Annotated in this window: 12 protein-coding genes and 2 pseudogenes; all 14 read left to right on the forward strand. The window is 46.3% G+C overall.

Annotation, left to right across the window (positions count from 1 at the left end; translation table 11 throughout):
* Positions 1-26 precede the first annotated feature (26 nt).
* Positions 27-1010, forward strand: a complete 984-nt coding sequence (locus ACBP55_RS11920; protein WP_464651761.1) for a hypothetical protein — start codon at positions 27-29, stop codon at positions 1008-1010.
* Between the two features lie 381 nt (positions 1011-1391).
* Positions 1392-3143, forward strand: coding sequence for a sensor histidine kinase (locus ACBP55_RS11925; RefSeq protein ID WP_464651763.1), 1752 nt, complete (start codon positions 1392-1394; stop codon positions 3141-3143).
* Complete coding sequence (locus ACBP55_RS11930) at positions 3140-4768, forward strand: response regulator (protein ID WP_464651765.1); 1629 nt, start codon at positions 3140-3142, stop codon at positions 4766-4768. Before ACBP55_RS11925 ends, ACBP55_RS11930 begins: the two co-directional genes overlap by 4 nt.
* A 64-nt stretch (positions 4769-4832) precedes the next feature.
* Positions 4833-6338, forward strand: coding sequence for an ABC transporter substrate-binding protein (locus tag ACBP55_RS11935; RefSeq protein WP_464651766.1), 1506 nt, complete (start codon positions 4833-4835; stop codon positions 6336-6338).
* A 28-nt stretch (positions 6339-6366) separates the two neighbouring features.
* The gene (locus tag ACBP55_RS11940; protein ID WP_464651768.1) at positions 6367-7155 is read left to right on the forward strand and encodes a tyrosine-protein phosphatase; all 789 of its coding nucleotides are present in this window, start codon (positions 6367-6369) and stop codon (positions 7153-7155) included.
* Between the two features lie 42 nt (positions 7156-7197).
* Positions 7198-8898: a glycoside hydrolase family 3 protein gene (locus ACBP55_RS11945; RefSeq protein WP_464651770.1), complete on the forward strand. Its 1701-nt coding sequence runs from the start codon at positions 7198-7200 to the stop codon at positions 8896-8898.
* Between the two features lie 40 nt (positions 8899-8938).
* Entirely contained in the window at positions 8939-9583 is a 645-nt protein-coding gene (gene pgmB, locus ACBP55_RS11950; protein ID WP_464651772.1) for a beta-phosphoglucomutase, read from the forward strand.
* Positions 9584-9666: 83 nt separating this feature from the next.
* Positions 9667-10353 (forward strand): MgtC/SapB family protein, encoded by a 687-nt coding sequence (locus ACBP55_RS11955; RefSeq protein WP_464651774.1) that lies wholly within the window; start codon positions 9667-9669, stop codon positions 10351-10353.
* A 121-nt stretch (positions 10354-10474) separates the two neighbouring features.
* Positions 10475-11422: an ABC transporter permease gene (locus ACBP55_RS11960; protein WP_464651776.1), complete on the forward strand. Its 948-nt coding sequence runs from the start codon at positions 10475-10477 to the stop codon at positions 11420-11422.
* Positions 11423-11437: 15 nt separating this feature from the next.
* On the forward strand, positions 11438-12325 hold the full coding sequence (locus tag ACBP55_RS11965; RefSeq protein WP_464651778.1) for a carbohydrate ABC transporter permease: 888 nt from the start codon (positions 11438-11440) through the stop codon (positions 12323-12325).
* Between the two features lie 24 nt (positions 12326-12349).
* Entirely contained in the window at positions 12350-14110 is a 1761-nt protein-coding gene (locus ACBP55_RS11970) for a sulfatase (protein WP_464651780.1), read from the forward strand.
* A 41-nt stretch (positions 14111-14151) separates the two neighbouring features.
* Entirely contained in the window at positions 14152-15786 is a 1635-nt protein-coding gene (locus tag ACBP55_RS11975) for a sulfatase-like hydrolase/transferase (RefSeq protein ID WP_464651782.1), read from the forward strand.
* A gap of 6 nt (positions 15787-15792) precedes the next feature.
* A pseudogene (locus tag ACBP55_RS11980) lies at positions 15793-15936 on the forward strand (fibronectin type III-like domain-contianing protein); the annotation flags it as partial.
* A gap of 6 nt (positions 15937-15942) precedes the next feature.
* Positions 15943-16080, forward strand: a pseudogene (locus ACBP55_RS11985) (SUMF1/EgtB/PvdO family nonheme iron enzyme); the annotation flags it as partial.
* Positions 16081-16302: the final 222 nt, after the last annotated feature.

Here is a 16302-nt window from a genome sequence, read left to right on the forward strand (position 1 = left end):
ATCCATTTAAGGAGGTAAAGGTTAAAGTGAATATGAAACGAAACAGACATGTGTATGTTGTATTTGTATTTATTCTGGTAAATTTCATAGTCAGTTTACCAGCAAATGCTGCTCTACCCGGTCCTATCATCCGCAAATTTAACCCACCCACACTTCCGCCGGTAATCACATTGTTCGAACAGACTCCGCTTTATTCCACACCTGACGATTCGCTTAATCCGACTGCGGAACTCAGTCCTCAAGATGTTGTTACGACCGATGTAGAGCAAGCGTGGTATGCCAAACAACGTGGGGATAAAGTATGGATAAAAATCAAGACCACGTGGGCAGGTGATCTTTGGATGCACCTTGACTCCGACAAAATTGGGGTCGTTAAGCCTATCGATACCAACATTGCTCTTCTCTGGTCTGCCGCTCTCTATACACAACCATCTTTATCAACGATGACGGATGCTGATCTTGCTCCACAAACGGTCCATGCTAATGCCATATTCGAATCACCTGCATCTTATCTGGCTAACTCATACCGAATCGAGACATCGTGGCTAGGGGATATGTGGATTGTCTCCAATCCCCATATTCTGACGGATATGGAGGTCATAAATCAGGACATGGACCTGCAAACAGACACCTTGTACATGGAGGACTATGATACAGCTAATCGCTTGCAGCGTCCCTCCGATGCCAAACTGATTCCACCGCAGAAAGTATTTGCTTTGGAAAAAACACAGTATGGTACCTATCATGTTCGGTCGCAAGATGGTGACACGTTCTGGATCAATCCAGATTATGCGCAGCCTTTCGGTGTGGAGAAAATCAATGAGAGCCTTGTTCTAAAAGTAGATACGATCCTACATCTGTTTCCAACAATGCCATTTCCAACTTTCGGCGTCCTCACTCCTCAAAAAGTATCCGCTTTTGAAAAATGGACCGATTCGCAAGGAAAACGGTGGTATCATATTCATACTTGGGCTGGAGATATGTGGGTTCAAAGTGATGAGCAGGGATAACGTAGGTTCAATTTGAGTTGCTGTTGAGATCATTTCATTCGACAAGAAGTAGAAATGGCCGGATTTGAAGCACTAAATAAATAGTATGAAGCCCCGGATTTTACAGCTTTAAGCCGTAGCCGGGGCTAATTTTTTTGATATAGGAAAATTCATTATGAAAGAAATTCTTCCGAGTACCTTCCACCCAAGGAATAAAAGCGGGATATTTGGTCGAAATCGTACAAACAAGAAGTCAAAAACGGAGTAGTGATTCTGCTGCCCAATCACTATAATAAAATATATTATTTTAGTTAATAAGAGAAGCCAGCAGAATGCTGGCTTTTTTAATTCGTTCATTCAGTCAATAATGATTAGAGAAGAATATGAAAAGGGGGAGCAACCATGACAAGCCGATTTTTTCGAATTCCTTTCAATTCCATTCGTTTCAAGCTGATCGTCGGTGTGGTGCTGATCACAGTACCGTTAAGCTTGCTGCTCATTTATACCAACTACTATGCGATCGGCGTTGTTCGGAGTCAAGTGGCCGATTCCAACAAAAAAATGATCTCTTTGTATATGGGACAAATTGATGAACAATTACGTTTCGCGGAATCGTATTTAATGGGCTTGACTATCGCCGAAGCCGACTTTACCGGCATTGAGAACAAAGTTTCGGAAAGTGATCGCTACTTCGCTTTAAGAAGATTATCTAACCGGATTACCGAAAATATGTTGAATTTCAAATCGGTCGACGGCTTTTTTATTTATTCGGTTCCCAATCAATCTTACATGAATGCATTCCGGGAAGTTACGAATTATGCTGAGCGAGAATCGGTCAGGAACTTTATTGAGGATGAAACCGGGAAGGCAACACCCAATTTACCGATCAATCGTTGGTACGTGCAGGAAATCGGAGAAAAATATTACTTGCTGCGTACGATCAAGGTGAGCAATACGTATGTCGGTACATGGATTTTGATCGACAATTTAATGATGCCGCTAAATCTCATCGGTCTAGGTGAAAAAGGAGAAGCCTTATTTACAACGAATGAGGGCGTGCCTTTGGTGAACGCGGAAATTGTCAAGAATAACCGGCTCGATGTAAATAAAAATCTTCAACACTATTATTTAACCGGGGACGATCACCGCTATTTGGTAGTTGGTGAAAAGTCGGCTGTGGGGAATTTCAATCTGATTGCGCTTATACCGGATGAACAAATATTAAAAAATCTTCCTATCCTCCGAAATATTGTCAATTTCATTCTCGTTGGCGTTTTCATCCTATTGCCCGTCTGTTTGCTGCTTCTCCGAAAAACGTTGCTCATTCCGATCAATCGCCTGATTTTAGCGATGAAACGGATTAAGGACGGCAATTTGGATATGCGGATTCAATCGTTTAAGACGTCTGATGAGTTTCAGCTTGTTTATGAAACCTTTAATACGATGATGTCACAAATTCAAGAATTACGGATCCATGTCTATGAAGAGCAGATGAACAAGCAAAAGGCGGAGCTCCAACATTTGCAGCTGCAAATCAATCCGCACTTTTATTTGAATTCGCTTAATATTATGCACACGCTCGCGCGCGCCAAAAATTATGCGCTGATTGAAGAGATGGCGCAATGTTTGGTTGGCTATTTCCGCTATATGTTCCGAAGTAATTTGACTTTTGTCTCTGTACAAGAAGAATTACAGCACGTTCGAAATTATTTGCGCATTCAGGAGCTGCGATTCCCGAATCATTTACAGTGTACGATTCATGTTCCTGACTATTTGCTTCGTACCCCGATCCCGCCGCTTGTCGTTCAAACGTTTGTGGAAAATGCGATCAAGCATGCAGTAACGATGGACGAACCGGTTCTTTTGACGATCGATATGGAACTTGACGATTCGGCTGCAGCCCCCACACTCCAAATAACCATACAAGATACGGGGCCGGGTTTTCCGGAGGATGTGCTGGAGGAAATTCGCAGTGGAACCCAGATGACGAGTACGCAAGGCGAACATATCGGAATTTGGAATGTTCAACAAAGGCTGCTGCTGTTGTACCAGAGTCGTGCTGACATCTCATTTGCCAATATGGCTTCTGGAGGTGCAGTCATCGTTATTACACTGCCACTTACACCGGATTTGGGGAAAGGAGAGCAATTATGATGCAAATGCTCATTGTAGATGATGAAATTCTATTCGTGGAAGGGCTCAAATCCGATTTGCACTGGGAGACGTTCGGGGTGTCAACCGTTCACACGGCTTATAATATTAGGCAAGCGAAGGAGATTTTCGAGGCTCATCCTATCGATATCATGCTTTGTGACATTGAAATGCCGCAAGGCAGCGGCCTGGAGCTCTTGACATGGGTACGGGAGCATTATCCAAAAACGGAATCGATTTTCTTAACTTGCCATGCCGATTTCAAATTTGCGCAGCAAGCCATTCAGCTTGGCTGTTTCGATTATTTGTTGAAGCCGGTTGCTCTTGCTCAGCTGGAAGAGGTGATTGTGAAAGCAGGGGCAAAGATCAATAAGGAGAGCCAACTTCAGCAATACAGCCGTTACGGCCAATTCTGGGTCCAGCACCAGCCGATCCTGATTGAGCGATTTTGGCTTGATATTTTGCATGAAACCATTCCGTCCAATTTGGAAGCTATTCGAGCGTCTGCCGCGGATCGCAATATCCCTTTTTCAGAGGAAATGAGGTTTTTGCCTGTTCTAATCAGCGTTCAACGCTTTTATAAAGAGTTGAGTTTGCGCGATGAGAAGATTATGGAATATGCCATTCAAAATAGCGCCGAAGAAATGATCGTTGAACACAAAGAGAAGGGACAAGTGCTGCTGTTGGGCAGCCGAAATCTGCTAGCGATCGTGTCCTGGGATCAAGAAGCGGAACCAGAGATGGAGCGATTGAAACAAAAGTGCGAAGCCTTCATCTCGTCCTGCAGACAATTTTTCTATTGTGATATTTCCTGCTACATCGGGAATCGAGCGTTCGTACACGAACTGCCATCAATGGTTCATGCGCTGTCTCATCTCGAGAAAAACAATGTTGCCTATAATAATACAGTTTTCATGCTATCAGGAAAAAAACAATTCTCCAAACCTGTCACAATGCCGGATCTGCCTGTGTGGTCGGTCATGTTGAAAGAAGGTTCAATGACGAAGGTGTTGTCGGAGGTTGAGCGATATTTGGAGAGCATGATGCATACAGGAGAACTGGACGCGAGGGTGTTGCATCAATTTCACCACGATTTCCTGCAAATGCTGTATCACGTCATCATGCTCAAAGGCATTCAGGCACGCGAGCTGTTAAGTGATGCCGTATCAATGGAGCTTGCCCCGCGTGCTACGCGTTCTGTAACGGATACGATAGCATGGATCAAGCACATCATGGAGAGATCTCTTCAATACGTGAATACGGTTGAACAAACGCAATCCGTCGCGGAGCGTGTCAGAAATCATATTGCTCTCCACTTGAATGAACAAGAGCTGTCACGCGAGGAGATTGCTAATCATGTTTATTTGAATCCGGATTATCTGGATCGCATCTTCAAGAAAGAAACCGGTATATCGGTTACTGAATATTTGGTTCAGGAGCGTATGGGAATGGCCAAGGAGCTATTGTCCAAAAGCGGCATGTCGATCAGCAGCATCGCCGCGCATGTCGGGTACTCGAATCTTGCGCATTTTTCCAAACGATTCAAAAGCGTGTCAGGTATGAACCCGAATGATTATCGTCAGCTGCATGGTCGGAATGGTACAAGCGGAAAGTCGAAAACGGAGTAGTGACAGTTTGGGTGGGTACTTATAATGAAATTGTTCGGATAACAACAAATAAAAGGAGATAACCATGAAGAAAAGATTGGGTTTCTTAAGTTCAATTGTTGCATTGACGGTTATGGTTTCAGGTTGCGGTTCCGAGAATGGTGCAGCAAGCTCCAAGAAGCAGGACGAAAAGAAAACCGAAGCGCCAGTTGAGCTCACGGTGGCGATTCCTGTTAAAGGCGCAATTCCGAAAGACATGCAGTTGGTAAATGACGAGATTAACAAAATTGCCAAAGAGAAAATCAACGCCACAATTAAGCTGCTGCCTATCAGTTATAGTGCATATGTGAATCAAATGAATTTGATGATGACTAGCGGAGAAAAGCTCGATTTAATGGTGGTGTGGGGACCGTATTACTCCAGCTTTGTTGCAAAAGGACAAGTGCTGGCCCTTGATGATTTGCTTACCAAGCATGGCAAGAATATTTCAGAATCGTTGGGGCCTGTATTTCTAAATGCTCCGAAAGTGAAGGGTAAAATTTACGGCGTGCCGACCATTCGTGATTTAGCGCAAGATTACGGATTTATCATGAGAAAAGACTTAGTAACCAAATACAACATCGATTTGAGTAATGTGAAAAAATTGGACGATCTTGAAAGTGTGCTAAAGAAACTCAAAGAAAACGAGCCGAGCATGGCTCCTATGACGAATAAGGTGACTACTTCCCTATACGGTTCGTTTAGCACTAGAGATTCTTTGGGCGACGATTTAGGGGTGCTTCTGAATAATGGTCAAGGCGAGTTGAAAGTTGTGAACTGGTACGAGACTCCTGAATATGCCGACATGGTGAAGCTCATGAGAAAATGGAACCAAGCGGGATACGCGATTAAAGATGTCGTGACAAACAAAGAAAGTGAAAACACCATTATTAAAGCAGGTAAAGCAGCAGGGAATCTAACACATATGAAACCGGGCTTTGCTGAACAGCAGTCGAAAATAGTCGGAACTGAAATGATCGCGGTCAAACTTGCTCCAGCAGCTGCGAATACAAGTACGGTAAATAGCGTGATGTGGGGCATTTCTCAAGGTTCGAAAAATCCCGAGAAAGCTATGCAGTTCCTTAATCTTATGTACGCTGACAAAGATATTGTTAACTTATTCTCTTGGGGTATCGAAGGCAAGCATTATGTCAAAAAGCAGGATGGTTTTATTGGCTACCCTGCAGGAGTAGATGAGAATAATACGGGTTACGCTTTGAACCAAGGGTTTATGTTCGGTAATTCGTTCCTTGCCGATATATGGGAAGGTAATGACAAGAATGTATGGCAGGAAACGAAGAAGTTCAACGAGAGTGCAACCCGATCGAAGGCGCTTGGGTTTACGTATGACAACACTTCGGTGAAGACAGAAGTTGCCGCTGTAAGCAACGTCGTGAATCAGTACCGATTAGGGCTGGAGGATGGAGCCTTCGATCCGGATAAAGAACTGCCTAAGTTCATTTCTGAGTTGAAAGCTGCCGGAATCGACAAAATCATTGCCGAAAAGCAAAAACAGTTGGATGTTTGGGCCAAAGAAAATAACGTGAAGTAAGCGAAATATCGGAGAAATTCAGGAGGATATGATGGAAACGACATACAAGCAAAGATTAGAAGAAATAGAGCGCAGAACCAACTTGCGTAATTTAGGTGGATATCGCACTTCAGATGGAAGGACCATCAAGTCCAATCTATTGTTCCGTTCCGCAGAGCTAGCGGAAATGAACGAAGAGGATATTGCTTACCTGCAAGAAAACGGTTTGCGTTATATTTGCGATTTCCGTTCGGAAGGTGAACAAGCGGCAAAGCCGAATCCAGTCGTCGCTGGTGCGGAAAACATCCATATTTCCGTACTTGGCGGAGTTGTCAATCCGCAAGATATGATTGCCTTTATTAAGGGGATTGACATATCCGAGCTCGAGGGGGATTTCCTGGAAAAGGTCTATGTACAGTTCGTCTCTGATCCTATTGCTCAGGCTGCTTATCGTCGTTTTTTTGAGCTGGTGCTACAGGCAGAAGGCAGTCCGCTGCTCTGGCACTGTGCAGCGGGTAAAGACCGAACGGGATTTGCTGGAGCCATCTTGCTTCTTGCACTAGAAGTGCCGATGGAAACCGTCATGGAAGATTTCTTAAGAAGCAACAATAACCGGAAAGAAGCGATTGAGCACATGCTTAGCTCGATTCAAGAGAAGCTAGGAGATGACAACAAGCTTGCAAAGGTTAGAGAAATGATGGCAGTAAAACAGGAATACTTGACTACGGCACTGCGTGCAATCATAGAGAACTATGGGACCATGGAAACTTATATGGAAGAAGTGCTCGGATTGACATCCGAAGCGCGCGAAAAACTGAAAAGCATTTATTTAGAGTAAAAGTTAGAACTCCAAACAGTCATAAGAGAAGAGGGACGCTACATGGTTGATTTGCATGCAAAACCTTTTCATCTAGACGATGATGGGATTGAGTGGGTTAAGGACACTTTGGCCTCCATGGATCTTGCCGCCAAGGTTGGACAGCTGTTTTGTCCAATCGGATTCACGGATGACAAGGAGCAGCTAGCGAAGCTGACGCAAAAGATGAGAATCGGCGGCATCCTGTACCGACCTGGTCCCGGGGAGAAAGTCCAGGAAACGCATCGCTATTTGCAGGATACTTCGGAAATTCCGCTGCTTATTGCCGCTAATCTGGAAGCAGGGGGCAACGGCTCCGCTGTGGATGGCACTTTTTTCGGCAAGCAATTACAAGTTGCAGCTACGGACAATACGGAGATGGCTCGCAGGCTTGGCCTTATTGCTGCCCGGGAAGGCAGCGCAGTTGGCGTAAACTGGGCGTTCGCGCCAGTTGTGGATATCGACGTCAACTTCCGCAATCCAATCACGAATGTGAGAACGTTTGGTTCCGACCCTGAGCGTGTTGCTCGCATGAGCAAAGCCTATACGGCTGCGGTTCAGGAACATGGCGTGGCTGTGTCGATTAAGCATTTCCCAGGTGACGGCGTGGATGATCGCGATCAGCATTTATTAACATCGATTAATTCGTTGTCAGTCGAAGAGTGGGATGCGACGTTCGGCAATGTGTATCAAGAATGCATTAACGCTGGAGCCATGAGTGTTATGGTCGGACATATTGCTCATCCTGCTTACAGCAGGCAGCTGCGTCCGGAACTCAAAGATTCGGACATTATGCCGGCGACTTTGGCGCCGGAGCTGCTGAACGATCTGCTCCGCGGGAAGCTCGGATTCAATGGACTTATTACGACGGATGCTACGCCTATGGCCGGTTTTATGATGGCGATGAAGCGGGAGACAGCCGTTCCCGCTTCGATCGCTGCAGGTTGTGATATGTTCTTGTTTAATAAGAGTATCGAGGAAGACTTCTTCTTTATGATGAAAGGGATCGAGACGGGCATCTTGACCGTGGAGCGGCTGGATGAGGCTGTGACACGCATTCTCGGTGTTAAAGCGTCGCTTGGTCTGCATAGGAAGAAGCGGGAAGGGACCCTTGTGCCGGGCGTAGAGGCGCTATCCGTTCTGAAATGCGACGAACATTTGAAATGGGCTGGGGAATGTGCGGATCAATCCGTTACGCTCGTGAAGGATACGCAGCAATTGCTGCCCATTAGCCCAGAGCGTCACAAGCGTATTCTACTCTTATCGCTCGGCGGCGAGGATGGCTTGTTCAAAAGTACGAACATTACGCCGTACTTCATCTCCAAACTGGAAGCGGAGGGCTTCGCGATCAAAGTATTTGATACGAAAAATTTCGATTTCAGAACGATGTTTGCTGGGGTGAAGGCGATGAGTGATCAGCATGATGCTGCTATCTACTTCTCCAATTTTGAGACTCACAGCAACCAAACTACTGTCCGCATTAACTGGGCGCCTCCTTTTGGTCTAGATATGCCGTGGTTCATTCAGGAGCTGCCAACGATGTTTATTTCCGTGGCTAACCCGTACCATCTGCTGGATGTGCCGCGCATGCCAACGTTTATTAATGCGTATTCAGCCAGCGAGCAGGTCGTGGACGCGATTATCGAGAAGCTGCTGGGACGCTCCTCCTTCAAGGGGATTAACCCAGTAGATCCATTTTGCGGCTATTGGGATACACGTCTGTAAGCAATACGTGCAAGCCGGACGATGAAAGGGGATTTCTACCATGTCGATACTTGCAGTCATTTTTGATTTGGACGGCGTGCTTGTGCATACAGATCAGTATCACTACCAAGCATGGAAGCGAATGGCGGACGAAGAAGGTATTGTATTCGATGAGTCCGTTAACGACAGACTGCGTGGCGTTAGCCGGATGGAGAGCTTGGAAGTCATCCTTGAGAAGAGCAGCAGAACGTATACAAGCGTGGAAAAAGTAGCTTTAGCTGAGAGAAAGAACAGCTACTACCGTGAACTGCTTGACCGATTGACTCCGTCAGACGCGGCACCTGGTTCTCGCGAGATTATTGCTGCCTGCAAGCAGCAGGGGACGAAAGTCGCGATCGGATCATCCAGCCGAAATACGCCGGTCATTCTGGAAAGGCTTGGCTTTACGCACTTGTTTGAAGCTGTGGCGGATGGTAATGAGATCGTTAACAGTAAGCCGGATCCCGAAGTATTTCTACTCGCAGCCAAGAAGCTTGCCGTGGATCCCGAATGTTGTCTCGTCGTAGAAGACGCAGAGGCTGGTCTTAATGCCGCAAAGCGTGCCGGTATGAAGTCGGCTGCCATTGGTACTGTGATAAACAGCCCGACTGTTGCTGACTATCGGCTTCATCGTTTGGAAGAGCTGACAGCTGTAATTTGGGGTTAAATAAACATAGGAAGAAGGAGCAGACGGTGGCTCCTTCTTTTTTTATATTAAACGTCTCAATTTTACATAAGGGGAGATCTTTCATGATGTTAAGCATAGACGTTCATATTTTGATCAAATTAGGTCTTTCGGCCGTACTCGGGTTAATTATCGGTCTGGAACGCGAAGTTCGCAATAAGCCGCTAGGGCTGAAAACTTCCCTGGTCATCTGCTTAAGCAGTTGCTTGCTAACGATTGTTTCAATCGAATCCGCGAATAAATATGCAGTCCCAGGCTTGCATGTGATGGACCCCATGCGGCTAGCGGCACAAATCGTCAGTGGAATCGGTTTTATCGGAGCAGGGGTCATTCTAAGGAAGCATAACGATGTCATTATCGGTCTAACGACCGCTGCGATGATTTGGGGGACGGCAGGGCTAGGGATAGCGATTGGCGCGGGATTTTTCGTTGAAGCTTTTTTCGGACTGGCACTTATTATGTTCTGTGTCATTGTGCTGCCTTATTTTATTAAGAAAGTCGGCCCGAAGCCTTTGATTATGAAAGATCTGCGTGTAAAGCTCATCGTGTCCCATGATGCGAATTTAACCAGTATTATTAAAGCGATTATTGCAAAAGGGTACAAAATGAATAGCGTTCATATTAAAGAGTTGAACGGTGAACAGCAGGAGCTTAATTTCATCGTGTTCATCGACCGAAAGTATGCTTCTGAAGTGTACGATGAGTTGAAAAGCATGACATACATCGAGATCGCCGAAGTGGAGACTCTTTAGAATGGCAGGTCGGAATCGTACAAGCGGGAAGTCGAAAACGGAGTAGTGACGGTTCCGCCTAATTCCTATAATGAAAGTGTAAGCAAACAATCGATGCCATGAAGTGGAGGAAGTGAGTATTATGACACAAGCAATAACGAATAAATCCTCAACGAGTAAAAGGCTGAGTAGGTGGAAAAATTATTATCCGCTTTACCTTTTGATGATCCCAGGCGTGCTTTACTTACTCATTAACAATTATGTACCGATGTTCGGTGCTATCATCGCGTTTAAAGATATCAATTATCAGGCAGGTATTCTCGGCAGCGATTGGATCGGCTTTAAAAATTTTGAATACTTGTTCAAGACGAAAGATGCCTTAATCATTACACGCAATACGATTCTGTACAATTCGCTTTTTATCGTTGTACACACAGTAATAGCTATATTTGTGGCAATTTTGCTGAATGAAGTGAAGAAGAAATTTTTATCCCGTTTTTATCAAAGTGTCATTCTGCTTCCATATCTGATTTCTATGGTCATTGTCAGCTATCTCGTCTATTCCATGTTAAGTGTCGAATCAGGCTTGATGAACAAGGCCATTCTTCCGCTGTTCGGAATGGACAGCATTTCTTGGTATTCAGAAGCGAAGTACTGGCCGTACATTCTGACACTGGTGCATATTTGGAAAGGTGTCGGATTCCTATGCGTCGTTTATTTAGCATCCATCATCAGCATCGACACGGAGTATTACGAGGCAGCGACACTGGATGGCGCTTCAAGATGGTATCAGATTCGCTCCATCACCATTCCTTTGATCATGCCTGTCATTATTATGATGACCATGATGGCGATCGGACGCATTTTTTATTCGGATTTCGGCCTGTTTTATCAAGTGCCAATGGACTCGGGCGCGTTGTCCAAAACGACAAATGTCATTGACACCTACGTGTATAGAGGCCTGATGAACCTCGGGGATATCGGGATGTCATCGGCAGCCGGTTTGTACCAATCGCTTGTCGGATTCGTGTTGGTTATCGTATCCAACTATGCGGTGCGCAAATTCAGCAAAGACAATGCATTATTTTAGAGGGGGAAAAGATTCATGGCACAAGATAGTAAAGCGCTGCAGTGGACTACTCATATTGTTCTGATCGCATTATCCGCTGCAAGCCTTCTGCCTTTTTTACTGCTCATCATGTCCTCCATTTCAAGTGAGACAAGCATTATTCAACATGGATACTCTCTGTTTCCGCAAGAATTTAGTTCCAAAGCGTATGTGTATTTACTGGATCACTGGCAAGAGTTGGGCCGCGCGTATGGGATTACCGTGTTCATTACGGTAGTGGGCACCACTGCAAGCTTAGCCATCACGTCGATGCTGGCGTATCCGATTTCCCGTCAAGATCTGCCATGGAAGAAATTTTGGGCATTCTTTGTTTTCTTTACACTTTTATTTAATGGGGGCCTTGTTCCTACGTACTTGATTTATACGCAGGTATTACATGTGAAAAATACGATTTGGGCGCTGCTGATTCCTGGACTGCTCATGAACGGATTTAACGTCCTGCTCGTCCGTACCTTCTTCATGACGTCCATTCCGCCTGCGCTTATCGAAGCGGCCAAAATCGACGGGGCAGGTGAGATTAAAACGTTCTACAAAATCGTTCTCCCGCTGTCGGTTCCGATCATGGCGACCATCGGTCTTTTCGAAGCCATCCTGTATTGGAACGATTGGTTTAACGGATTAACTTATGTGACCAACCCGAAGCTGTTTAGCATTCAAAATATTTTGAATCGGCTCATTCAGGATGTCCAATTTTTGAGCAGCAACTCCGACATGGGTTCGGGCGCTGGGGCGAAGGTCGCAGAGCTTCCGAGCACATCGGTAAAAATGGCGATTGCTGTCGTCGGCGTACTTCCGATTTTGGTGGCGTATCCGTTCTTCCAAAAGTACTTCATCAAAGGGATTACAATTGGTTCTGTGAAATAGTGGGAACATCGGGAGGATAAGGCTATGAAAGCAGTCATGATCATGTTCGATTCTTTAAATAAGCATATGCTGCCGAGTTACGGCTGCGACTGGATTCACGCTCCAAACTTTCAACGTCTGACTGAGCGGACAATGACGTTCGACAAATGCTACGCGGGCAGCTTGCCCTGTATGCCGTCACGGCGCGAGATTCATACAGGACGTTACAACTTTTTGCATCGCAGCTGGGGGCCGCTTGAGCCTTACGACGATTCGATGATCGATTTGCTTCGGAAAAGCGGTGTGTATACGCATCTAACGACCGATCATAATCATTACTTCGAGGACGGGGGAGCCACGTATCACACGAGGTACAATTCGTGGGAATTCGCCCGCGGTCAAGAGGGAGATCCGTGGAAAGGAAACGTGGGGGATCCGTATATTCCGGAAAGCTTAAGCGGTCCTAAGCAGGGCGATTTATGGAGACAGGATTGGGTGAACCGGCCATATTTGGATAGCGAAGAGAAGATGCCACTAGCGGTAACCGTCAATCGGGGCATTGAATTCATCGAAAGGAACCACGATCAAGACCGCTGGTTTTTGCAAATCGAAGCTTTCGATCCACATGAGCCTTTTTTTACCCAGCAAAAATATAAAGATTTATATCCGCATGATTATCAAGGCAAACATTACGACTGGCCGGATTATTCGAAAGTCACGCAGCAGCCTCAGGAAGTTCAGCATATGAAATACGAATATGCGGCGCTTGTCAGCATGTGCGATGAATATTTGGGTAAAGTGCTGGACGCATTCGATCAGTACGATCTTTGGAAAGATACCCTGTTAATCGTGAATACAGATCATGGATTTTTGCTAGGTGAACATCGCTGGTGGGGGAAAAACATCCAGCCGCTCTATCAAGAGATCACGAACCTTCCCCTTTATATTTGGGATCCCAGATACGCTGTAAAGAGTAAGAGAACGGAAGCTTTAGTTCAAACGATCGATCTTCCTCCAACGCTGCTCGAGTTTTTCGGAGTAGACATTCCTGCCGATATGCAGGGCAGCTCCATCCGCCCGATCATCGAATCGAATCGGACCATTCGTGAAGCCGCTTTATTTGGCATACATGGCGGTCACATCAATTGCACCGATGGCAGATATGTATACATGCGGGGACCGAAGGACATCAACAACGGACCGCTGCATGAATATACCCTTATGCCGACGCACATGCATACAATGTTCGATCCGAAAGAGTTTGCCGGAATGGAACTCGCCGCTCCTTTTTCATTCACGAAAGGTTGTTCCGTGATGAGGCTCCAGGCCGCAAACTTTTTGAACCCGTACCTTTACGGTGATTTGTTGTTTGATCTTGAAGCCGATTCGTCACAGGAGACCGTATTGGAAGATCCGGAAGTGGAGGCGACCATGATCGAGCATATCGCCAGGCTGATGCGAGAGCATGATGCGCCGGCCGAGCAGTATGAGCGTATCGGCATTCCGAAGGACGGTATAGTGACGGCAGAGGAGCTCGAACGGGAAAAAGAAACGAAGCGGAAGCAAAACGAAGTTAATTTGGGGCTAAAAGAGCGATGGATCGGGAAATCGAAAGAAGCCTTTTTCACCCTGAGCTGCCTGACGCCGAATCCGATGCGATCGATGCTGAAGGTGAAGCTGGCTACGATGGTGCAAAGCAAACTATCGCCGGAAGTGAGTGAAGATGACGTTGTCCAGCTTGCGACGAGCATGTTTGGCAATCACGCGCCGCGGCTTGTCGGTTTTCTGAAAATGCTTTTGGTGTAAGGGATGGCGGAGCGGATAAAACACATAAAGGAGTTTGACGGATGAAGGATGCAGGACAAAAACCTAACTTCTTGTGGATTACATTGGAGGATACGAGCCCGAGAATGGGCTGCTACGGAGATCCGTTGGCGCGTACACCCCACATAGATCGCTTAGCTCAAGAGGGAGCTTTGTATCGGAACGCATTTGCCACGGCGGGAGTATGCGCTCCCAGCCGATCCGCGGTCATTACGGGCATGTATCAAACCGCGATAGGCACGCATCATATGCGAACCGCACATACGAATGTTCATACACCAGAGCTGCCGACACCTTATTTTGCAGTCCCCCCCGCTCATGTCAAAACGATTTCCGAAATCATGCGGGCAAACGGATATTATTGCACGAACAATGCGAAAACAGATTATCAGTTTCAGGCGCCTCTAACGGCATGGGACGAGAATGGCAAGGAATCACATTGGCGTAAACGGGAAGACGGTCAGCCCTTCTTCGCTGTATTCAATTATGACGCTACGCATGAAAGCGGCATGTGGGCGGCTGAGTCAATGAGGCAATTTATGCCTAACTACGAAGAGAGACCGCTCACGACCGACCCGGATCAGGTTGTTCTTCCACCCTACTTGCCAAATACTCCGAAATCGCGTGCAGCGCTTGCCAGACATTATGATAATCTGGCCAATGCGGACGAGTATGTAGGTCGAATTCTTCAACAGCTTGAGGAAGATGGTTTGACTGACAATACGATCGTCATGTTATGGAGCGACCACGGAGAAGGACTGCCGCGTGCCAAGCGGTGGACGTATGATGCGGGAATCCGCGTGCCACTTATCGTCAGGTGCCCCGAAAAGGTGGAGGGAAATCAAGTTAGCGAACAACTGGTCAGTATGATCGACTTGGGACCTACGGTGCTCTCCTTGGCTGGGATTTCCGTTCCCCGGCATATCCAAGGTCAGCCGTTCTTTGGAGAGCTTGCCGAACCGAGAGGTTATGTATTTGCCACGCGTGACCGTTATGACGAGGCTTATGATAAGGTTCGTGCTGTAAGAGATAAGCAATTCAAATACATTCGCAATGATTACCCCGATCAGCCTTACCTTCAGTGGATTCCGTTTAGTCATCTACATCCGATTTTCCAGGAGCTGTGGAGATTACAATTGACGGGCGAATTAGAGGGCGATAAGCAAGTGCTCATGCAAACTAAGCGTCCACCGGAGGAATTGTATGACTGTTTTAACGATCCTCATGAGCTGAATAATTTGGCGGACGATCCGTCGTATCGGGACGTAAGGATTCGTTTGCGTAAGGAGCTTGACGATTGGTGCAGCAAATACGACGTTTGGGGAGATATTCCCGAGGCGCAAATGGTTGCGACCATGTGGCCGAATGGCATTCAACCACAAACGGCTAAACCGCTCTTCATCCCGATCAATAGCCAGTTGCCGGGTAAGGATGCGATGAATGAAGGAACCTTCAAAGAACCGACAGTGGTCATGCTTCATTCAGCAACACAGGGTGCTTCCATCGCTTATACGACCGATGAAGACTTGAATCCTCGTTGGAAGCTGTACACAGGCCCGATTATCGTAACCGATGGTCTTGCGCGTATTCGAGCGATTGCGGTGCGCATTGGCTATAAGGATAGCGATGAGGCGGAGGCTGCGTTTATAATGAGGTAGTGCCTACTCGTGCAGCTTTACGTAAGAGATGTGGAAAGCAAGGTGGTCAGACCGGATAAAGAGCTCAAGGGCTTTGTGAAGGTATCTTTGGCACCCGGCGAAGCAAAAAGTGTATCGTTCACGTTGAGCAAATGTGCGTTTGCCTACTATAAACGATCAGATTCCGGGATCCAAGATCGGATGGACCATCCGGTCATCCATGTATCATGGAATGATGCAGTTGCGTATTGCCGATGGGCTGGAAAAAGGCTATTAACAGAGGCTGAATGGGAGTTTGCTGCACGCGGTGGATTGGTACCTGACAGTTCTGCTGGAAATATAGGTTTCCGTTGTGCTGCTGATGCTTAATTACGCATCCATGTCGCCAATTTCAACTGAAACCGATTTGGTCCAATGGCGTCCACTCTCACTCTCAAGCATCCATATGGGAAAAATAGCAATAATATAGGAAAACATAAGAGATTCGTAGAGAATGTAGCATAAGTAGGGGGAAATTGAGTTAAAATAATATATCTG

The sequence above is a fragment of the Paenibacillus sp. WG02 genome (assembly GCF_055396115.1).